Source organism: Tardiphaga sp. OK246 (assembly GCF_900188215.1).
Lineage (GTDB): Bacteria > Pseudomonadota > Alphaproteobacteria > Rhizobiales > Xanthobacteraceae > Tardiphaga > Tardiphaga robiniae.
In genome coordinates this window covers 801,893-821,128 of the sequence record NZ_FZOX01000001.1, presented here as the reverse complement: position 1 = coordinate 821,128, position 19,236 = coordinate 801,893, and the positions used below count along the sequence as shown (strand labels likewise).

18 protein-coding genes are annotated in these 19,236 nt (G+C 63.1%); 5 read left to right on the top strand and 13 right to left on the bottom strand.

All coding sequences use genetic code 11. From position 1 onward, the window contains the following. Positions 1–50: 50 nt before the first annotated feature. Genes pcaG through pcaF form a run of 3 tightly spaced genes read right to left on the bottom strand, consistent with a single transcriptional unit; the run spans position 51 to position 2,602 of the window. Positions 51–632: a protocatechuate 3,4-dioxygenase subunit alpha gene (gene pcaG, locus CHC01_RS04030; RefSeq protein WP_089262670.1), complete on the bottom strand. Its 582-nt coding sequence runs from the start codon at positions 630–632 to the stop codon at positions 51–53. Next, a complete protein-coding gene (gene pcaH / locus CHC01_RS04025; protein WP_068732948.1) occupies positions 632–1,333 on the bottom strand; it encodes a protocatechuate 3,4-dioxygenase subunit beta in 702 nt (233 codons plus the stop codon). The genes pcaG and pcaH overlap by 1 nt, the downstream gene beginning before the upstream one ends. Positions 1,334–1,393: 60 nt before the next feature. Further along, positions 1,394–2,602, bottom strand: coding sequence for a 3-oxoadipyl-CoA thiolase (gene pcaF / locus CHC01_RS04020; protein ID WP_089262668.1), 1,209 nt, complete (start codon positions 2,600–2,602; stop codon positions 1,394–1,396). Between the two features lie 254 nt (positions 2,603–2,856). On the opposite strand from pcaF, the gene mutS reads away from it, so the two are divergent. Beyond that, positions 2,857–5,580 carry a DNA mismatch repair protein MutS gene (gene mutS, locus CHC01_RS04015; RefSeq protein WP_089262666.1) on the top strand — a complete coding sequence of 908 codons (2,724 nt, stop codon included), beginning with the start codon at positions 2,857–2,859 and terminating at the stop codon, positions 5,578–5,580. Positions 5,581–5,681: 101 nt separating this feature from the next. On the opposite strand, the gene CHC01_RS04010 is transcribed toward mutS, so the two are convergent. The 5 genes from CHC01_RS04010 to CHC01_RS03990 form a co-directional block, all read right to left on the bottom strand. After that, the gene (locus CHC01_RS04010) at positions 5,682–6,479 is read right to left on the bottom strand and encodes a hypothetical protein (RefSeq protein WP_089262664.1); all 798 of its coding nucleotides are present in this window, start codon (positions 6,477–6,479) and stop codon (positions 5,682–5,684) included. A 62-nt stretch (positions 6,480–6,541) separates the two neighbouring features. Beyond that, a complete protein-coding gene (locus tag CHC01_RS04005; RefSeq protein ID WP_089262662.1) occupies positions 6,542–7,051 on the bottom strand; it encodes an OsmC family protein in 510 nt (169 codons plus the stop codon). A 57-nt stretch (positions 7,052–7,108) separates the two neighbouring features. Further along, positions 7,109–7,888, bottom strand: coding sequence for an ABC transporter ATP-binding protein (locus CHC01_RS04000; RefSeq protein WP_089262660.1), 780 nt, complete (start codon positions 7,886–7,888; stop codon positions 7,109–7,111). Further along, entirely contained in the window at positions 7,888–8,736 is an 849-nt protein-coding gene (locus CHC01_RS03995; protein ID WP_089262658.1) for an ABC transporter permease, read from the bottom strand. Before CHC01_RS03995 ends, CHC01_RS04000 begins: the two co-directional genes overlap by 1 nt. A gap of 96 nt (positions 8,737–8,832) precedes the next feature. Beyond that, positions 8,833–9,807, bottom strand: a complete 975-nt coding sequence (locus tag CHC01_RS03990) for an aliphatic sulfonate ABC transporter substrate-binding protein (protein WP_089262656.1) — start codon at positions 9,805–9,807, stop codon at positions 8,833–8,835. 271 nt (positions 9,808–10,078) lie between these two features. Here CHC01_RS03990 and CHC01_RS03985 point away from each other — a divergent pair, with 271 nt between their 5' ends. Next, positions 10,079–12,874 (top strand): [protein-PII] uridylyltransferase, encoded by a 2,796-nt coding sequence (locus tag CHC01_RS03985; protein WP_089263641.1) that lies wholly within the window; start codon positions 10,079–10,081, stop codon positions 12,872–12,874. On the opposite strand, the gene CHC01_RS03980 is transcribed toward CHC01_RS03985, so the two are convergent. Next, positions 12,875–13,396 carry a methylated-DNA--[protein]-cysteine S-methyltransferase gene (locus CHC01_RS03980; RefSeq protein WP_089262654.1) on the bottom strand — a complete coding sequence of 174 codons (522 nt, stop codon included), beginning with the start codon at positions 13,394–13,396 and terminating at the stop codon, positions 12,875–12,877. Between the two features lie 88 nt (positions 13,397–13,484). Continuing rightward, a complete protein-coding gene (phaR, locus tag CHC01_RS03975; RefSeq protein ID WP_089262652.1) occupies positions 13,485–14,084 on the bottom strand; it encodes a polyhydroxyalkanoate synthesis repressor PhaR in 600 nt (199 codons plus the stop codon). Between the two features lie 308 nt (positions 14,085–14,392). On the opposite strand from phaR, the gene CHC01_RS03970 reads away from it, so the two are divergent. Further along, positions 14,393–15,571 (top strand): acetyl-CoA C-acetyltransferase, encoded by a 1,179-nt coding sequence (locus CHC01_RS03970; protein ID WP_089262650.1) that lies wholly within the window; start codon positions 14,393–14,395, stop codon positions 15,569–15,571. A 183-nt stretch (positions 15,572–15,754) separates the two neighbouring features. Beyond that, positions 15,755–16,480, top strand: coding sequence for an acetoacetyl-CoA reductase (gene phbB, locus CHC01_RS03965; protein WP_068732968.1), 726 nt, complete (start codon positions 15,755–15,757; stop codon positions 16,478–16,480). Between the two features lie 159 nt (positions 16,481–16,639). On the opposite strand, the gene CHC01_RS03960 is transcribed toward phbB, so the two are convergent. The 3 genes from CHC01_RS03960 to CHC01_RS03950 form a co-directional block, all read right to left on the bottom strand. Continuing rightward, positions 16,640–17,074 carry a cupin domain-containing protein gene (locus CHC01_RS03960; protein ID WP_089262648.1) on the bottom strand — a complete coding sequence of 145 codons (435 nt, stop codon included), beginning with the start codon at positions 17,072–17,074 and terminating at the stop codon, positions 16,640–16,642. Next, positions 17,074–17,841, bottom strand: coding sequence for a hydroxyacylglutathione hydrolase (gene gloB, locus CHC01_RS03955; protein ID WP_089262646.1), 768 nt, complete (start codon positions 17,839–17,841; stop codon positions 17,074–17,076). The genes CHC01_RS03960 and gloB overlap by 1 nt, the downstream gene beginning before the upstream one ends. An 84-nt stretch (positions 17,842–17,925) precedes the next feature. Continuing rightward, positions 17,926–18,273 carry an MliC family protein gene (locus CHC01_RS03950; protein WP_089262644.1) on the bottom strand — a complete coding sequence of 116 codons (348 nt, stop codon included), beginning with the start codon at positions 18,271–18,273 and terminating at the stop codon, positions 17,926–17,928. 180 nt (positions 18,274–18,453) lie between these two features. Between CHC01_RS03950 and CHC01_RS03945 the strand changes: the two genes are divergently transcribed. Then, complete coding sequence (locus tag CHC01_RS03945) at positions 18,454–19,236, top strand: class I SAM-dependent methyltransferase (RefSeq protein WP_089262642.1); 783 nt, start codon at positions 18,454–18,456, stop codon at positions 19,234–19,236.

Genomic DNA, 19,236 nt, shown 5'->3' with positions numbered 1-19,236 from the left:
AGAAGGCTGGGCATACCCGGCCTTCTTCTTTGTGCGACGATGGCGAAGACTCACACGTCGAAGAACACCGTCTCGTTGTCGCCTTGCAGGTGGATGTCGAACCGATAGACGCCCGGCGCCGTCTTCTTCGCGATGATCGTCGCGCGGCGGTCGGCCGGGACGAGGTTCATCACCGCATCATCAGCCGTCGCGGCTTCGTCCTCGAAATAGATACGCGTCATCGACTGCATCGTCATGCCGCGGCCAAACACGGCCATCACGATATGCGGCGCCTGTTCTTTGCCATCGATGCCCGGCACGGCGCCTGGCTTGATGGTGTCGAACGAATATTCGCCGGCATCGGTGGTGCCGGAGCGACCGAAACCCTTGAAGCTCGAATTCGGCAGCCCGCGGGTATCCTGCGGATCGGCGAAACGGCCTTGCGCATCGGCCTGCCAGATTTCCAGTACGGCGTCGGGCACCACCTTGCCGTCGCCGTCATAGATCACGCCTTCGATGCGGATCTTGTCGCCGGTGACGTCGGGTGTCAGCAGGTTGCTGGTGAAGGCGTCGTTCCAGGCGTATTTGCCGTTCGGTGTCAGGCCGTAGGCATAGAACGGACCGACGGTCTGCGACGGGGTAATTCCGGGCATCAGTGATTCTCCGTCGGGGTGGCGTTGCGGCCGCGCAGCACGATGTTGAAACGATAGGCCAGCGCCCAGCCAGGCTCAGTGACGTCGAGGTCGAAATCCGACACCATGCGCAAGCGCGCCTTTTCGTCTGTGACCGAGTTGAAGATCGGGTCGAACGGGAACAGCGGATCGTTCGGGAAATACATCTGCGTCACGAGGCGCGAGACGAAGGAATGGCCGAACACCGAGAAGTGGATGTGCGCAGGGCGCCAGGCATTATGGTGATTGCCCCACGGATAGGCGCCGGGCTTGATAGTGACGAACTTGTAGTTGCCCGCGGCGTCGGTGACGGTGCGGCCGGCGCCGGTGAAGTTCGGATCGAGCGGCGCGGGGTGTTGGTCCCAGACATGCACGTAGCGGCCGCAGGCATTGGCCTGCCAGAGTTCGACCAGCGTGTTCGGTACGCCGCGGCCGTCCTCGTCCATCACCGTGCCGTGCACGATGATGCGTTCGCCGAGCGGCTCGCCCGCATGCATGGTGGTGAGGTCATGATCGCCGGGTCGTACCGTCTCGTGGCCGTAGACCGGTCCTGTCGTTTCCGACAGTGTGTGCGGCATCAGGATGCGCTGCTTCTGCGGCGCGCGCTTGATGGTGCTCTTGTAGCCGGGTGAGAGGCGCGGCGCGTGCGCCGCATTGCTCTCGACGGGATAGATTAGCGTCATGCTGTTTTTCCCTCTTTTGCCGCCGCGGATCCCGCGGCGGCGGTCTTGAAAACGTCGTTGTTAGTTGAGCTTCTCGATCGCCATGGCGACGCCCTGACCGACGCCGACGCACATGGTGGCCAGCGCCAGCTTGCCGCCGCGCTTCTCCATGCCATGCACCGCCGTCATCGCCAGGCGCGCGCCGCTCATGCCGAGCGGGTGGCCGAGCGCGATCGCGCCGCCGTGTGGGTTGACGAAATCAGCATCTTCCTTGACGCCGAGCTGGCGCAGCACCGCGATGCCCTGCGACGCGAAGGCCTCGTTGAGCTCGATCAGATCGAAATCGCTGATCTTAAGACCAAGGCGTTCCATCAGCTTCTTGGTCGCCGGCACGGGGCCGATGCCCATGATGCGCGGCGCGACGCCGCCCGAGGCGAGGCCGAGAATGCGGGCGCGGGCCTTGAGGCCGTGCTTCTCCACAGCGGCGCCCGAGGCGAGGATCATGGCGCAGGCGCCGTCATTGACGCCCGAGGCGTTGCCGGCGGTGACCGTGCCGTCCTTGCGGACAATCGGGCGCAGCTTGGCGAGGCCTTCCAGCGTGGTTTCGGGGCGCGGATGCTCGTCCTTGTCGACGGCGATCGGGCCGGCCTTGCCGCCGGGCACCATCACCGGGATGATTTCTTCGGCGAAATAGCCCGAAGCGATCGCCTTGCCGGCGTTCTGCTGCGAGCGGATCGCAAAGGCATCCTGGTCGGCGCGCGAGATCTGGAAATCCTGCGCGACGTTTTCGCCGGTCTCAGGCATGGCATCGACGCCGTATTTTTCCTTCATCAGCGGGTTGATGAAGCGCCAGCCGATGGTGGTGTCGAAGATTTCCGCCGAACGGGAGAAGGCTTCGGTGGCCTTGCCCTGCACGAATGGCGCACGGGTCATGGATTCGACGCCGCCGGCAATGGCGAAATCGATTTCACCGGCGCGGATGGCACGGGCGCCGGCGCCAACGGCATCGAGGCCCGACGCACAGAGGCGGTTCAACGTGGCGCCGGGAACGGAATCCGGCAGGCCGGCCAGCAGCGCGGCCATGCGGGCGACGTTGCGGTTGTCTTCACCGGCCTGGTTGGCGCAGCCGAAATAGACTTCCTCGACGGCAGCCCAATCCACACCGGGATTGCGGTCGATCAGGGCTTTAATGGGGGCGGCGGCGAGGTCGTCGGCGCGAACTTTGGCAAGGGAGCCGCCGAAACGGCCGATGGGGGTGCGGACGGCGTCGCAAATGAAGACATCGCTCATCAATTCTCTCCCTGGAGACTGCATCCGCGCTCGATTGCCGGATTTTCGCGGTGGTTTTAAGAACCCCCGCTGACCCGGTCAAATGCTGCTGCTGGATGGCAGCGTTGTCCCTGGGAATTCAAAGAATTCCCTTGAGAACTGCGGATATGAAATCGCAGTTGACTTGTCAACTGCCTCGCCGCGGTGGGGAAAACTACGGTTTGCGACAGCCGCGGGTGGGATCGGCGGAGCAAAATTTGCTAGCGTCCGCCGCCATGACGATCCAGCAGCCCATTACCGCCCCAGAACCCGCTCCCCGCGTGGATGACACCGCAAAAGTGTCTCCCATGATGGAACAGTACCTTGAGATCAAGGCCGCCAATCCCGGCCTGCTGCTGTTCTACCGGATGGGCGATTTCTACGAGATATTCTTCGAGGACGCTGAGCTTGCCTCGCGCTCGCTGGGCATCGTGCTGACCAAGCGCGGCAAGCATCAGGGCATGGATATCCCGATGTGCGGCGTGCCGGTGGTTCGCGCCGATGATTATCTGCACCGCCTGATCTCGCTCGGCATCCGTGTCGCCGTCTGCGAACAGATGGAGGATCCGGCCGAGGCGAAGAAGCGCGGCGGCAAGAGCGTGGTTCGCCGCGACGTCGTGCGCGTGGTTACGCCGGGCACGCTGACCGAAGAAAACCTGCTCGACGCGCGGGCCAATAATTATCTGCTGGCGATTGCGCGCAGCAAGGGCTCAAGCGGTGCGGATCGCATCGGTCTGGCCTGGATCGATATTTCGACCGCCGAATTCATTGTCACCGAATGTGCGACAGGCGAACTCGGCGCGACGCTGGCGCGGATCAATCCGAACGAGGTGCTGGTTACGGATGCGCTCTACAGCGATCCTGATCTCAGCCAGTTGCTGCGCGAATTGCCGGCGGTGACGCCGCTGACCCGTGACGTGTTCGATGGTGCCACCGCCGAGCGCCGGCTGTGCGATTACTTTGCCGTCGCCACCATGGACGGCCTCAGCGCCATGTCGCGGCTTGAAGCGACCGCTGCGGCGGCGTGCGTCACCTATGTCGAGCGCACGCAAGTCGGCAAACGCGTGCCGCTGTCGCCGCCGACCCACGAAGCGGTCGGCACCACCATGGCCATCGATCCGGCGACCCGCGCCAATCTCGAACTGACGCGCACGCTATCAGGCGAGCGCAAGGGCTCGCTGCTGGATGCGATCGACTGCACCGTCACCGCCGCCGGTTCGCGCCTGCTGGCGCAGCGCCTCGCCGCGCCGCTGACCGATGAAGTGGCGATCGGCCGCCGGCTCGATGCGGTCACGAGTTTCGTATCCGACAGCGGGCTGCGCGACGATCTGCGCTCGGCCCTGAAGTCTGCGCCTGATATGTCGCGCGCACTGGCGCGGCTTTCGGTCGGCCGCGGCGGTCCGCGCGATCTCGCCTGTCTGCGTGATGGTGTGCTTGCCGCCGATCAGGTGCTTGATCGTTTCGGCGCCATCGACAACCTGCCGGCGGATATCACGGCCGCCATGGCCGGCCTGCGCCGTCCGTCGCGTGAGCTCGCGGCGACCTTCGCCCGCGCACTGGCCGACGATCTTCCGCTGCTGAAGCGCGACGGTGGTTTTGTCCGCGAAGGCTTCGAGGCCGCGCTCGACGAGACGCGCAATCTGCGCGACGCCTCGCGTCTCGTGGTCGCCGCGATGCAGGCGCGCTATGCCGATGACACCGGCGTGAAGGGCCTCAAGATCCGTCACAACAATGTGCTCGGCTATTTCGTCGAAGTCACCGCGCAGCATGGCGACAAGTTGATGCAGGCCCCGCTGAACGCGACCTTCATCCATCGCCAGACACTGGCAGGGCAGGTGCGCTTTACCACGTCCGAACTCGGCGAGATCGAGGCCAAGATCGCCAATGCCGGCGACCGCGCGCTTGGGCTCGAGCTCGAAATCTTCGAACGGCTGTCGGCGATGGTCGCCGAGGCGTCGGAAGATCTGCGCGCTGCCGCCCATGCCTTCGCACTGCTGGATGTGGCGACCGCGTTGGCGAAACTGGCGGTCGACGACAATTATGTCCGCCCCGAAGTCGACAATTCGCTGCTCTTCGCCATCGAGGGCGGCCGGCATCCGGTGGTCGAACAGGCGCTGCGCCGCGACGGCCAGCCGTTCATCGCCAATGCCAGCGATCTGTCGCCCGGGCCGGGGCAGAAGTCCGGCCAGATCTGGCTGATCACTGGTCCGAACATGGCCGGTAAGTCGACCTTCCTGCGCCAGAACGCGTTGATCGCGCTGCTCGCGCAAATAGGCAGTTTCGTGCCGGCCTCGCGCGCCCGCATCGGCATTGTCGACAGGCTCTTTTCGCGCGTCGGCGCTGCGGATGATCTCGCGCGCGGTCGTTCGACCTTCATGGTCGAGATGGTCGAGACCGCCGTCATCCTCAATCAGGCCACCGAACGCGCGCTGGTAATTCTCGACGAAATCGGCCGCGGCACGGCGACCTTCGACGGTCTGTCGATCGCCTGGGCCGCGATCGAGCATCTGCACGAAAGCAACCGCTGCCGCGCATTGTTCGCGACGCATTATCACGAGCTCACCGCACTCTCCGCCAAACTGCCGCGGCTATTCAATGCCACGGTGCGGGTCAAGGAATGGCACGGCGACGTGGTGTTCCTGCACGAGGTGCTGCCGGGCTCGGCGGATCGCTCCTATGGCATTCAGGTGGCCAAGCTCGCGGGCCTGCCGCCGGCGGTAATCGCGCGCGCGAAGTCGGTGCTGGCCAAGCTTGAAGCGCAGGATCGCGGCCAGAGCGCCAAGGCGCTGATGGATGACCTGCCGCTGTTCGCGATCACAGCGCGTGCACCGGTCGAGGCGGCTCCTCCGTCGGAGGCGGAATTGCTGATGGACGCCGTGAAGGCGCTGCATCCCGACGAGATGTCGCCAAGGGAGGCGCTGGATGCGCTCTATGCGCTGAAGGCGAAACTGCCGAAGTAACATTCTCTATCGTCATGCCCGGCCTTGTGCCGGGCATCCACGCCTTGTTTCTCTGCGCCAAAGACGTGGATGGCCGGGACGAGCCCGGCCATGACGGCGTTTTACACGTAGCGCACCCGCCTGCGGCCCCACGCCCACAGGCCGAGATTCCACACCACGCAAGTCGCCAGCGCGAGGCTCAGGGCGACCACCGAGCCGAAGCGCGTGGCGGTGACATGCATCACGGCCACCGCGATGCCGAAACCCATCAGGCCCCACCCGCCATTGGCGATCACCGCGGCGGTGGGCGGGCCGCCGATCCGCGGATGCAGGATCAGCATCAGGCTGGTGAAGACCACGGGATAAAGTGCGAGAATGCCACTGCCGGTCGGGCCGATGGTCGAGGACAGCGTCACCACGATGGCAACCAGCGTTGCGACGAGTGCGGCGCGCAGCGGGATATCGTACCAGCGCCTGGTGATGAGCGGCATCTTCGCATGGCGAAACCGCGCCATCAGTGGCAGGCAGATCGCGAAGGCCACGACATTGGCGAGGACGCCGCCAAGCAAGCTCCATTCGACTTGTCGCACCAGCCACGCCAGGCCAAACCACACCAGCACGGCCGCGCCGAGGCTGACGATCACGTTGTGACGCTGCGCGAGGTGCACATAGGTCAGGCCGAGAAACATCGTCGCGCCATTGATCGGCAGGCTGGCCAATGCACCTTGCGCGATGAAGGCGGCGTCATGATCGAGCGCGAGAAAGACGTAGGACGGTCCCGCCGAGATCGGCAGCGTCGCTACCAACGCGCCGATCACCGGGCCGGATCGTTCGGTGATGATGGAGGCCGTGATCACGAAGGCGGCGGTGATCGCCATGCGCAAAGTGAGCGTCAGGAGGAAGGCAAGTTCGGGAGACATGGCAGCCTGACGAGAGGAGGTGCTTGGCCTCCTCTTTCCTTGGTGGGAGTCGTCCGGCCTGCTTACACCCTGTTGAGGGACACCGAAACCTTCGGGCCATGCTTGATGGTCTGGTAGACCACGCAATAACGCTCGGTCAGCTTGAGCAGCAGATCGAGCTTGTCCTGCGGCGCGTCGGTGTCGACATCGAAGCGCAGGCGGATTTCGGCAAAGCCGACCGGCGCTTCCTTGTCGACGCCGAGCGTGCCGCGGAAATCGAGATCGCCCTCGGCTGTCACATTGCCGGACTTCAAGGGAATTTCGACCGCGGTGGCCACCGACTTCAGCGTCACGCCGGCGCAGGCCACCAGCGCTTCCAGCAGCATGTCGCCCGAACAGAGTTCAAGCCCAGAGCCGCCAGTTGCGGGGTGCAGGCCGGCGGCTGCGATCTGCCGGCCGGTCTCAACCTTGCAGGCAATGCCGTCATTGTCGATCGAGCCCTTGGCTTTGAGCGTGATGAAGGCAGCCTTGGGATCGGTCTTGTAAAGTTCCTTGATGGGGGCCTGGGTGGCGCGAAGCGCGGCGGCGTCCATGATATCTCTCCCTGAGATTTTGTTAGTTGCAGCTTTTATTCGCCTGCGACGATGTTGTCACCACCACGCGCCGACAGTCTCGGCAGGTGCGCTGTCGGGCACGTCACGATCCAGCGATCGATCCAGTGCGGTGAGCACGCGGCGCTTCACCGCGTCGAACAGCGGCGAGGCACGGTCGCGGGGGCGCGCAAGGCCGACATCGATCTCGGCGAACAGCCGACCCGGCCTCGGCCGCATCACCAGCACGCGGTCTGCCAGCACCACGGCTTCGTCGACATCATGCGTGACAAGGATCAGCGTCGGGCGTGTGTCGGCCCAGAGATCGAGCAGATGATCCTGCAGATCGCGGCGCGTGAAGGCGTCGAGCGCGGAGAACGGCTCATCCAGCAACAGCACCTCCGGCTGCGGTACCAATGCACGGGCGATGGCCACGCGCTGCGCCTGTCCACCGGATAGTTCGCGCGGCCATGCTTTTGCTTTATCCGACAGGCCGACGCGTGCGAGGGCCTGCGCGACTTTCTCGCGGCGTGCGGCGACAGGAAGCTCGGACAGGCCGAAGCCGATATTATCGGCGACGCTGAGCCACGGCAGCAGCCGCGGTTCCTGGAAGATGATGCCGATCTTCTCGTGCGGCGCACTGATATCGATGTTGTCGATGCGGATGCTGCCGGTCGAGGCGCGATCGAGCCCGGCAACGGCGCGCAACAGTGTCGATTTTCCGCAGCCGGAGCCACCAATGATGGCGACGATCTCGCCCTGCGGGATTTGCGCGGTGAAGCGCTCCAGCGCATGGACGCCGTTGGGATAGGTCTTGCCGACCTTGTCGAGGGCGAGCATCAGGTCTCTCCACCCGGTCGGAACGCATCCTGCCAGCGCAGCAGTGGTGCGGTGACGAGTTCGATCAGCCAGTCGGTGGTCTTGCCGAGCAATGCGAAAATGGTGATGGCGGCGAGGATCTGCGCGGGCTTGCCGAGCTGCTGGCCGTCGATGAGGAGATAGCCGAGCCCTTCGGAGGCGCCCATGAATTCGGCGGCAACCACAAACATCCAGCCGAGCCCGAGGCCGACGCGAAGTGCAACAACATAGGCCGGCAGAACCGCAGGCAGCAGGATCCGGCGGATCATGGCGGGGCCGGAAAGGCGGAAGGTGCGGCCGACCTCGACGATCTTGCGATCGACCGAGAGGATCGCGCCCATCACGCCGAGATAGACCGGAAAGAACACGCCAACGGCAATCAGCGCGACCTTCGACGTCTCAAAAATGCCGAGCCACAGGATGAACAGCGGCACCCAGGCGATCGATGGAATGGCGCGCAGCGCCTGAATGGTGGGATCGAGCAGTCGCCGCGCGATTCCCCAATAGCCGGAGATAGCGCCGAGCAGCGTGCCGGCGACAACGCCGAGGCCGAAGCCGGCGGCAACGCGCGACAGCGTCGTGGTGATATGGCGCCAGAGTTCGCCACTTCGGGCGAGCTCCATGATGGTGGCGAAGACTCGCGACGGCGGCGGCACCAGCCGGCCGTTCGACCAGCCGGACCAGACGGCCAGCTCCCATGCCAGCGCCAGTGTGAGCGGGAGCACAACGCCGAGCGCCGGCTGCGCGAAACGCTGCCAGCGCCTGTTGGATGCGGATTTTTCACGCGTCGCCGCTACGTCGGGTGCGGTCGTGTCGAGCGTCATGGCCATAGCTGAAGCGCGTCTCGATTTGATTTGCAAGATACTCAAAAGCTTCACCCTCCCTTTACGGGGAGGGTGAAGGATGGCTTCGCAGATGCGAGAACGTCAGCTCTTCGGCAGCGGGACCTGATCGTCGATCAGTGCATCCACCGTCGCCTTCACATCGACCTTGGCGTCGATGACGCCGGCTTGCTGCAATGCGAGACCGGCGGCGAGGATGGACTCGCGCTGCGGTGCGCCAATGCGGCTGTGGGTCAGTTCGGTGCGTTCCTTGAGCTGCTTGTCGACCACGGCGTCGGGCAGTTTGGTGACGCCGATGAAGGCCTTCTTCAGTTCGGGATAATTCTCCAGCGAATATTTGCGGGCTTCCTCATAGACCGCGAGCACGCGACGCGCGGCATCCGGATAGTCCTTCAGGAACTGTTCTCGCACATTGAGGATGCCCCAGGTGTTGGCGTCCGGCTTGCGGAAGAACAGCTTGGCGCCGTCTTCAACCTCGGCCTGCGCCATCATCGGATCGAGTCCGGCCCATGCATCAACGTCGCCGCGGATCAGCGCGGCCTTGCCGTCGGCATGCTGCAGCAGAACTGGCGTGATGTCCTTGTCGGTCAGGCCGGCGCCGAGCAAAGCGCGGACCAGAAAAATGTGGGGATCGGTGCCGCGGGTCACCGCGACCCGCTTGCCCTTGAGATCGGCGACGGAGGCGATCTTGGAGTCCTTGCCGGTCACCAGCGCCGTCCATTCCGGACGCGAATAGACGTAGACCGACTTGATCGGGTTGCCGTTGATCTTCGCCACCAGCGCAGCGGAGCCCGCGGTCGAGCCGAAATCGATGGACCCCGCATTGAGGAATTCGAGCGCCTTGTTGGAGCCGGCCGACTGTACCCAGGTGATCTTCACGCCGTCCTTGGCGAATTCCTTCTCCAGCAGGCCGTTCTGCTTGAGGATGATCGAGACCGGATTGTAGGTCGCCCAGTCGAGCCGGATTTCCTTGAGCGGTTCGGCGGCGAAGCTAGCTCCGGGCAGCAGTGCAGCCGCAGCAATCAGACCGGCGACAGCGCGCCGTGACATCGTGAACATTCTGGTCTCTCCCTGATGAACTGTCGAAACGTGAGGTTCGAAGGCGACTTGCATCCTGCGGGCGTCATGGCACCATGCCGGGGTCGCTCTCTTTGCGAAAACGTGCTTTAATTTCAATTAGTTATGGCGTTCCGTCAACGAGAAGATATGATGCGCCAAGGACACCGCCGCGAGAACGTTGTTGCCCGGATTGCGCAAAAGGCAGCATGGACTAGCTGTGGGGCTACAATCACCGTGACAGCGCTTGCGCCGTCCGATATCCGGGTTGTTCATGGACAGCGTTGCTACACAAGACAGACCGACAACCGAAACCGACTTCGACACGACGCGGATTACCGCCGAGATCGATGCGCTTGCAGCGCAGCATCGCGGCAAGAACGATTTGTTTCGCGCCGCCGTCGCCAAGCTGCTGAAGGCCGAACTGCTCAAGGCCAGTGAAGCGGCCGAGGCCGTCCTGTTGAAGGACCGCCACGGCCGACGCTGTGCCGAGCAGCTCTGCCACGTGCAGGATGAGATCATCCGCATGCTGTTCGCCGCGGCGACGAAGCATCTGTATCATTCGCCAATCCCGTCCGGCGCCGAGCGCATGGCGGTGGTCTCCACCGGCGGCTATGGCCGCGGGCTGATGGCGCCGGAATCCGACATCGATCTGCTGTTCATCCTGCCCTACAAGCAGACCGCCTGGGGCGAACAGGTCGCCGAAGTCATTCTCTATTGCCTGTGGGACATGGGCCTGAAGGTCGGCCACGCTACGCGTTCGGTGGATGAATCGATCCGCCAGGCGCGCGGCGACATGACGATCCGCACCGCGATCCTGGAAACGCGCTTCCTCACCGGCGATCAGGCTCTCTACGACGAACTGGTCACGCGCTTCGATGCCGAAGTGGTGCAGGGCACCGCCGCGGAATTCGTCACTGCCAAGCTCGCCGAACGCGAGGAGCGCCATCGCCGTGGCGGCCAGTCGCGCTATCTGGTCGAGCCCAACGTCAAGGACGGCAAGGGCGGTCTGCGCGATTTGCACACCGTGTTCTGGATCGCGAAATACGTCTATCGGGTGCGCGACAGCAAGGAGCTGGTCGCGCGCGGCGTGTTCGATCCGCAGGAATACCGCACCTTCAAGCGTTGCGAAGATTTCCTGTGGTCGGTCCGCTGCAATATCCACTTCCTGACCAAACGGCCGGAAGAGCGACTGTCCTTCGACCTGCAGCGCGAGATTGCGGTCCGCCTCGGCTATACCTCGCATCCTGGCATGCAGGACGTCGAGCGCTTCATGAAGCACTACTTCCTGATTGCCAAGGAAGTCGGCGATCTCACCGCGATCCTGTGCGCCAAGCTCGAAGACCAGCAGGCCAAGCCGGCGCCGGCGCTGACGCGCATGATGGCCAAGCTGCGGCCCGAGATGCATCGTCGCCGGCTGCCGGACAGCGATGCGTTCATCATCGACAACAACCGTATCAACCTTGCTGCGCCTGACGTGTTCAAGGAAGACCCGATCAATCTGATCCGATTCTTCCGACTGGCGCAGAAGCACAATCTGGCCTTCCATCCCGATGCGATGCGGACCGCGACGCGCTCGCTCCGGCTGATCACGCCGGAGATACGCGAGAACGCCGAAGCCAATGCGCTGTTCATGGAGATCCTGACCTCGGACAATGCCGAGATCGTGCTGCGGCGGATGAACGAGACCGGCGTACTCGGTCATTTCATTCGTGCCTTCGGCCGCATCGTGTCGATGATGCAGTTCAACATGTATCATCACTATACGGTGGATGAGCATCTGCTGCGGTGTGTCGGCATCCTTCAGGAGATCGAGCGGGGCGGGAACGACGAGTTCGTTGTCGCCAGCGATCTGATGCGCAAGATCCGCCCGGAACATCGGGCGGTGATCTATATCACGGTGTTGCTGCATGACATCGCCAAGGGGCGCCCGGAGGATCACTCCATCGCCGGCGCCAAGGTGGCGCGGCGGCTGTGTCCGCGACTCGGCTTCAACGCTGCCGACACCGATCTCGTTGCGTGGCTCATCGAAGAGCATCTGACCATGTCCACGGTGGCGCAGTCGCGCGACCTGTCGGATAGCAAGACCATCGAGAATTTCGCGGCGGTCGTGCAGTCGGTTGAGCAGATGAAGCTGCTGACGATTCTCACCACCGCCGATATCCGTGGCGTCGGTCCCGGAGTCTGGAACGGCTGGAAAGCGCAGTTGATCCGCACGTTGTACTACGAGACCGAGCCGGTGCTGACCGGCGGCTTCTCCGAGGTCAATCGCGCGCAGCGCATCGCGTCGGCGCAGGCCGAATTGCGCCGTGCCTTCACCGAGTGGCCCGAGCAGGATCTCAACGCCTATATTTTGCGGCACTATCCGGCCTACTGGCTCAAGGTCGAGCTCGATCGCAAAATTCGCCACGCGCGCTTCCTGCGGGCATCGGAAGAGGCCGGGCACAAGCTCGCGATCAATGTCGGGTTCGATGAAGCCCGCGGCGTCACCGAGCTCACGATTCTGGCCGTCGACCATCCCTGGTTGCTGTCGATCATCGCCGGCGCATGCGCCGCAGCCGGCGCCAACATCGTCGACGCGCAGATTTACACCACGACCGATGGCCGCGCGCTGGACACCATCGCGATCTCCCGGGAATACGATCGCGATGACGACGAAGGCCGCCGTGCAACACGAATCGGCGACATGATCGAGGACGTGCTCGAAGGCAAGGTGCGGCTGCCGGAAACCGTGGCGAAGCGCGCCTCGACGAAGGGCAAGATCAGGGCTTTCACCGTCGAGCCGGAAGTTATCGTCAACAATCAGTGGTCGGATCGTTACACGGTGATCGAGGTCTCGGGGCTCGACCGGCCGGGCCTGCTGTATCAACTGACCACGGCGATCTCGAAGCTCAACCTCAATATCGCTTCGGCGCATGTGGCGACCTTCGGCGAGCGCGCGCGCGACGTGTTCTACGTCACCGATTTGCTCGGCGCGCAGATCAATGCCCCGACGCGTCAGGCTGCGATCAAGCGCGCATTGATCCATCTGTTGGCAAACGGCGATATCGCGGAGAAGCCGGCGGCGTAGTTACTTCACCGCAACGCCTTCGTGCTCCAGCAGCCAGCGCTTGCGGGCGATGCCGCCGCCATAGCCGGTGAGCGAACCGTTGGCGCCGATCAGGCGGTGGCAGGGCACGACGATACTCAGGGGATTGGCGCCATTGGCATGGCCGACCGCGCGCATCGCATTGGGCACGCCGAGTTGCGCGGCCAGCGTGCCGTAGCTGAGTGTGCTGCCTGCAGGGATTTTTCGCAGTGCCGTCCAGATACGGTTCTGAAACGGCGTGCCGGGGATGTGGCAGGTGATGCCATCGAGCTGGTTGAGCTCGCCGTCGAAATAGCGTGAGAGTGCGCTGCGGATTTCGGATGGTGCCGAGTTCTCGATCAGTTCGACCGTCCCATAATAACGACGCAGCAAAGTCAGCAAGCGCTCTTCGTAATCGATCCAGTCGAGTGCGCAGAGTACGCCACCATGGTTCGTCACCAGCAGCGCGATGCCGATCGGGGTGTCGAGCCGGTCGAGAGTGAGTGGGGTGGGTTGCTTCGCCATGGCGATGTTGCGCTCATCAAATGGAAACGCCGACCGTAGGTGTAGCTACGGCCGGCGTCATTCCGATTTCCGATAAGTGAGCCGTGAATTATTCCGGCTTCGGCTCGTGCGACATGCGCTCGAGGCGTTCCTGCATTTCCTTCATCTGGCGACGCAGGTCATCCATGGTGTCGGCAGGCTCAGCGGTCGGCTCCGGCGCCTTTTCCGGCTCCGGCGACGCAGCGCCGCCGCGCGGCGGCACGAACGGCTTGAACATCGCGAAGGTCTGCTGAAACAATTCCATGTTGCGACGAACGGTTTCCTCAAGTGGCGCGAACGGCGTCATGCTGAACGTGTTCGTCATCTGCTTGCGGAATTTCTCCTGCTCGCGCGTCAGGCTGTCGATGGACTGCTCGAGATACTTCGGCACCACCATCTGCATGCTGTCGCCATAGAAGCGGATCAACTGGCGCAGGAAAGTGGTTGGCAGGAGATTCTGGCCAGCCTTGTTTTCCTGTTCGAAGATGATCTGGGCCAGCACCGAGCGGGTAATATCGTCGCCGGTCTTGGCGTCATAGACGAGAAAATCCTCGCCGTCCTTTACCATCGCAGCGAGATCTTCAAGCGTCACGTAAGTGCTTGTTCCGGTATTATAAAGCCGGCGGTTCGCATATTTTTTGATTGTCGTGGGTTGATCTGATTTCGCCATGGGGGCTCACACATACGGACCGAGGACAGGGAACCTTACGGCAGCGCGCCATAAGGTTGTCGAACAACGCAATGCAATAAAGTAAGCACTTTCAAAGGGGCTCGGCTACCGTTTTGTGCGTCACGGTTAAAATGGCAGCAGTCTTGTGCTATGCAAAGCGACATCCGTGCCATTTTGCGTGCGTTGCGGCCGTAATTTGGCTTCTGACCAATTGACAGTCCAACCCTCAGTTAACAGGATAGTTTGCAACGCGGCCCCCGCCATCCTGGCTCTGACCGTCGAAAAAACCTCAACAACAGGAGATGTCCATGTCAGACGATGTCGTCATCGTCAGCGCTGCCCGCACACCCGTCGGCAGCTTCAACGGCGCTTTCGCGACCATGCCGGCGCATGATCTCGGCGCCATTGCCATCAAGGCGGCGCTAGAGCGCGGCAAGATCGATCCGGCCCGCGTCTCCGAAGTCATCATGGGACAGATCCTTACTGCTGCGCAGGGCCAGAACCCCGCGCGTCAGGCCTCGATTGCTGCCGGCCTGCCGGTGGAAACTTCGGCCTGGGGCGTCAACATGCTGTGCGGCTCCGGCCTGCGCACGGTCGCGCTCGGCTATCAGGCGTTGCTCAATGGTGATTCGGAGATCGTCGTTGCCGGCGGTCAGGAATCCATGAGCATGGCCCCGCATGCGCAATATCTGCGCGGTGGCGTGAAGATGGGTCCGGTGGAATTCGTCGACACCATGATCAAGGACGGTCTGTGGGATGCCTTCAACGGCTATCACATGGGTAACACCGCCGAGAACGTGGCTAAGCAGTACCAGATCACGCGCCAGCAGCAGGACGAGTTCGCTGTTGCATCGCAGCAGAAAGCCGAAGCTGCGCAGAAGGCCGGCAAGTTCAAGGACGAGATCGTTCCGGTCACAATCAAGGGCCGCAAGGGCGACGTCATCGTCAGCGATGACGAATATCCGCGCCACGGCGCCACCATCGAGGCGATGGCCAAGCTGCGCCCGGCCTTCGAGAAGGACGGTACCGTCACTGCCGGCTCGGCATCGGGCATCAATGACGGTGCCGCTGCCGTGGTGCTGATGACGGCCAAGCAGGCCGCGAAGGAAGGCCTCAAGCCGCTCGCCCGCATCGTGTCGTGGGGCCAGGCCGGTGTCGATCCGAAGATCATGGGCACTGGCCCGATCCCGGCATCGCGCGCCGCGCTGAAGAAGGCCGGCTGGACCATCAACGATCTCGACCTGATCGAAGCCAATGAGGCTTTTGCTGCACAAGCCTGCGCCGTGAACAAGGACCTCGGCTGGGATACGTCGAAGGTTAACGTCAACGGTGGCGCGATCGCGATTGGTCATCCGGTGGGTGCATCCGGTGCGCGTGTTCTCGTCACGCTGTTGCACGAGATGGAAAAGCGCGACGCTAAGAAAGGCCTCGCCACGCTGTGCATCGGCGGCGGCATGGGCATCGCGATGTGCATTGCACGCGACTAATCCTTACGCGTCGCGTGCCGAAAACATCGGCTCGCGCGTGCACTGCACACACTGCTACAACAAAATGCCCGGCGCTTTGCGTCGGGCATTTTCGCTTGATGGTCCAATTCTGCTTGATGTTCAGCGTATCGCGAGATTAATTCGAAGCTATAACTACAAAAGAGATTGGTGGAGGGATCGATCATGGCGCGCGTAGCATTGGTGACCGGTGGAACACGAGGGATTGGCGCTGCGATCAGCAAGGCTTTGAAAATTGCGGGATACAGCGTCGCGGCAAGCTATGCCGGCAACGATGCCGCCGCCGAGAAATTCAAAAGCGAGACGGGTATCGGCACCTACAAGTGGGATGTCGGTTCGTTCGATGAATGCGCCGCGGGCGTGAAAAAGGTCGAGGCCGATCTGGGACCGGTGGAAGTGCTGGTCAACAATGCCGGCATCACAATGGATGGTGCCTTCCACAAGATGACGCCGGAACAGTGGAACAAGGTGGTTAACACCAACCTCGGTTCGCTGTTCAACATGACCCGTCAGGTGATCGAGGGTATGCGCGAACGTAAGTTCGGCCGTGTCATCAACATTTCATCGATCAACGGCCAGAAGGGCCAGTTCGGCCAGGTCAACTATTCCGCCGCCAAGGCCGGCGACATCGGCTTCACCAAGGCATTGGCTCTCGAGAATGCCAAGCTCGGTATCACCGTCAACGTGATCTGCCCCGGCTACATCAACACTGAGATGGTGCAGGCTGTGCCACTCGCCGTGCTCGAGAAGAGCATTTTGCCGCAGATCCCGGTCAATCGCCTCGGTGAGCCCGAGGAAATTGCACGCGCTGTGGTGTTCCTAGCCGCAGACGAGTCCGGCTTCTTCACGGGCTCGACCATGACCATCAATGGCGGGCAATATCACGCCTGAGCGGACGCGGTTTCCGCTGATCTCATCCTGAGGAGCCTGCCCTTGCGGGCGTCTCGAAGGATGTGCGACATGCGCCGCCGCCGCGTTTCTGGCCTTTGTCGTACATCGGCTTTACGGAGGACGCCGCATCGCAGCCAAGGATATGATCTGGAAGCCGGGCTAGTCAGGCTTCCAGCCCTTCGGGGCCAACTCAAACGTCGCGAAATCGAAACCCGGTGCCACCGTGCAGCCGACCAGTGTCCAGTCGCCAGTGGTGGAGGCGGCCTGCCAAGCATGCGGTGGGACAATGCCTTGCGGCTCTTGTCCAGCGGCGACGTCCGGCCCGAGCGTGATCGTGCGCTGGCCGGCGTCGCTGGCGATTTCCAGCGCAAGCGAAGCGCCCGCATGATAGTGCCAGATCTCGACGGCATCGATGCGATGCCAGTGCGAGCGTTCGCCTGATGCCAGCAGGAAGTAGATCGCCGTCGAGGCCGCGCGCCCGTTCGCGTCTACGTGACTGTCGCGAAACGTCTCGCGGTAATGGCCGCCTTCGGGATGCGGCTGCAGGCCGAGCGTCGCGACGATGTCGGCTGCAGTTGGCGTCTTGCCTGTCATCAGGACTTGTTCTTGCGTTCACGGAGTTCGCCGAAAACGTCGTCCTCGCTGAATCCCTTGAGGCGGACCGCGGCGGCGATGGCCGGATCGTCGGCGCGCAGAAACACGTTGGTCTTCTTCTCAAGCCCGAGCAGAACGGGGATAGTCGGCTTGCCGACGGCGCGCAGCTGCGCCACTTCTTCGGCGCGATTCTTCAGCGCTTCGTTGTTGGCGTCGATGCCGAGGCAGAACTTCATGTTGGCCGCGGTGTATTCGTGGCCGCAATAGACCCGGTAGTCGTCGGGCAGTGTGCGCAGCTTCTTCAGCGATTGCCACATCATCGGGTAGGTACCCTCGAACACCCGGCCGCAGCCGCCCGAAAACAGCGTGTCGGCCGAGAACAGCGCCAGCTCGCTGTCGAACACGTAGCAGATATGGTCGAGCGTATGGCCGGGGGTCTCGAACACCCTTGCGGTGAGCGCGCCGACCTGCACGGTATCGCCTTCGGCGACGCGGACGTCGACTTCAGGAATAGCCGTGCCCTGATCGTGCGGCGCTGTGACCTTGCAGCCATAGGTTTTCTTCAGCTCGGCGATGCCGCCCACATGGTCCGCATGGTGATGCGTCACCAGAATATCAGTGAGCTTCCAGCCCTCGCGCTGCAGCACCTTCATGATCGGACCAGCCTCCGGCGCATCGATGGCGGCAGTCTTCAGGCTCTGCGGATCGTGGATCAGGTAGCCGAAATTGTCGGACAGGCAGGGGAAGACGCGAATTTCAGCAGCCATGGTAACTCCGTTGGATCACGTCGTGATGCGCTCGCACGTACGTGCGGCAAATTGATGGGGATGAATATGGGCGATGCATGACGGTCAGCGCGGTGTCACACATTGGCGTGCGGGCTGTCCGGCAATCTGCAGCGTGATGGTGCTCTGGCCCTTGCCGGCAATCCCGACATTGCCTTCGCCGTAGCGGAAGCCCGAGCCGGATCTCTGGATCGGCATGCGGAGCGTTTCGCCATTGGGATAGAACAGGGTGATCGACTTGCCACCGGAATTGTAATCGACGGAGATCTTGTTGCCGCCCGGCAGCGCAGGGGTGCAGATGTAATCGACCGTCGCCGGATTGGCCTCGGCGGAGATTGGCGCGAGTGCTGCCACGGCCAGACCTGCGGCCATCGCCGCCGCCCTTGTGATTGTTTGACCTCGGCGTGACAGCATTCTTGTCTCTCCTGCAACGACGTCGCGGCGCCTGTTTCTTCGAATAGGCCGCAGCCGGGCCGGCCTTGTCAATTGGTGCAACTCACCGCCCGCGATGGCCTGGATATCTGGCGTTAACGCTGCCTCGGCAATGCGCGATTCGGGGGATCGTGGGCCGCCGCAACGTGTTAGAAAGTCATCATGACCATCGATGTGATCGATCTCCGGGATTTCTATTCGCGTCGCCTAGGTATCGTGGCGCGGCGGTTGATCAATCGCGGTATTCAGGCGCATTGGCCCGACGCGGAGGGTCAGCGCGTGCTCGGTCTGGGGTACCCCACACCGTATCTCGGTCTTTTCCGGGAGAATTCCGAACGGTGCATCGCCTTCATGCCGGCGGCGCAGGGGGTGCTGAAATGGCCGACGGCAAAGCCCGCGCTGGCTACGCTGGTCGACGAATTCTCGCTGCCGCTGCCGGATGCCGCCGTCGATCGCATCATCCTGGTGCACGCCCTGGAAATGTCCGACGATCCCGAAGGTCTGCTCCGCGAGGTTTGGCGCGTGCTTGCGCCGTCCGGCCGGTTGATGGCGGTGATTCCGAATCGCCGGGGCGTCTGGACCCGCACCGACTCGACGCCGTTCGGTCACGGCCGGCCCTATTCGCGCTCGCAGATCACGCAGTTGCTGCGACAGACCTGGTTTACGCCGACGGCGTGGAGCGAAGCACTGTTCATGCCGCCGGTAGGGATGGGCTGGTTCCTGCGCTCGGCGATGGCGTGGGAGCGGATTGGCGCGGCGCTGTCGATGCCGTTCGCCGGCGTGCATATCGTCGAAGCCACCAAACAGGTCTATCGGGCGATCCCCGCCAAGCGCGAACGCACGCGGCTGATTCCGGCGCTGCAGCCGGTACTGGTGCCGACCTCCGGGATGCGGCGCGACGATGAGACGGATCATCTTGGCGAGGCCGAGCCGCACTCGCGCTGA

Coding starts and splice junctions, on each gene's coding strand:
- pcaG (WP_089262670.1), bottom strand. CDS start 632: ATGCCCGGAATTACCCCGTCGCAGACCGTCGGTCCGTTCTATGCCTAC.
- pcaH (WP_068732948.1), bottom strand. CDS start 1,333: ATGACGCTAATCTATCCCGTCGAGAGCAATGCGGCGCACGCGCCGCGC.
- pcaF (WP_089262668.1), bottom strand. CDS start 2,602: ATGAGCGATGTCTTCATTTGCGACGCCGTCCGCACCCCCATCGGCCGT.
- mutS (WP_089262666.1), top strand. CDS start 2,857: ATGACGATCCAGCAGCCCATTACCGCCCCAGAACCCGCTCCCCGCGTG.
- CHC01_RS04010 (WP_089262664.1), bottom strand. CDS start 6,479: ATGTCTCCCGAACTTGCCTTCCTCCTGACGCTCACTTTGCGCATGGCG.
- CHC01_RS04005 (WP_089262662.1), bottom strand. CDS start 7,051: ATGGACGCCGCCGCGCTTCGCGCCACCCAGGCCCCCATCAAGGAACTT.
- CHC01_RS04000 (WP_089262660.1), bottom strand. CDS start 7,888: ATGCTCGCCCTCGACAAGGTCGGCAAGACCTATCCCAACGGCGTCCAT.
- CHC01_RS03995 (WP_089262658.1), bottom strand. CDS start 8,736: ATGGCCATGACGCTCGACACGACCGCACCCGACGTAGCGGCGACGCGT.
- CHC01_RS03990 (WP_089262656.1), bottom strand. CDS start 9,807: ATGTTCACGATGTCACGGCGCGCTGTCGCCGGTCTGATTGCTGCGGCT.
- CHC01_RS03985 (WP_089263641.1), top strand. CDS start 10,079: ATGGACAGCGTTGCTACACAAGACAGACCGACAACCGAAACCGACTTC.
- CHC01_RS03980 (WP_089262654.1), bottom strand. CDS start 13,396: ATGGCGAAGCAACCCACCCCACTCACTCTCGACCGGCTCGACACCCCG.
- phaR (WP_089262652.1), bottom strand. CDS start 14,084: ATGGCGAAATCAGATCAACCCACGACAATCAAAAAATATGCGAACCGC.
- CHC01_RS03970 (WP_089262650.1), top strand. CDS start 14,393: ATGTCAGACGATGTCGTCATCGTCAGCGCTGCCCGCACACCCGTCGGC.
- phbB (WP_068732968.1), top strand. CDS start 15,755: ATGGCGCGCGTAGCATTGGTGACCGGTGGAACACGAGGGATTGGCGCT.
- CHC01_RS03960 (WP_089262648.1), bottom strand. CDS start 17,074: ATGACAGGCAAGACGCCAACTGCAGCCGACATCGTCGCGACGCTCGGC.
- gloB (WP_089262646.1), bottom strand. CDS start 17,841: ATGGCTGCTGAAATTCGCGTCTTCCCCTGCCTGTCCGACAATTTCGGC.
- CHC01_RS03950 (WP_089262644.1), bottom strand. CDS start 18,273: ATGCTGTCACGCCGAGGTCAAACAATCACAAGGGCGGCGGCGATGGCC.
- CHC01_RS03945 (WP_089262642.1), top strand. CDS start 18,454: ATGACCATCGATGTGATCGATCTCCGGGATTTCTATTCGCGTCGCCTA.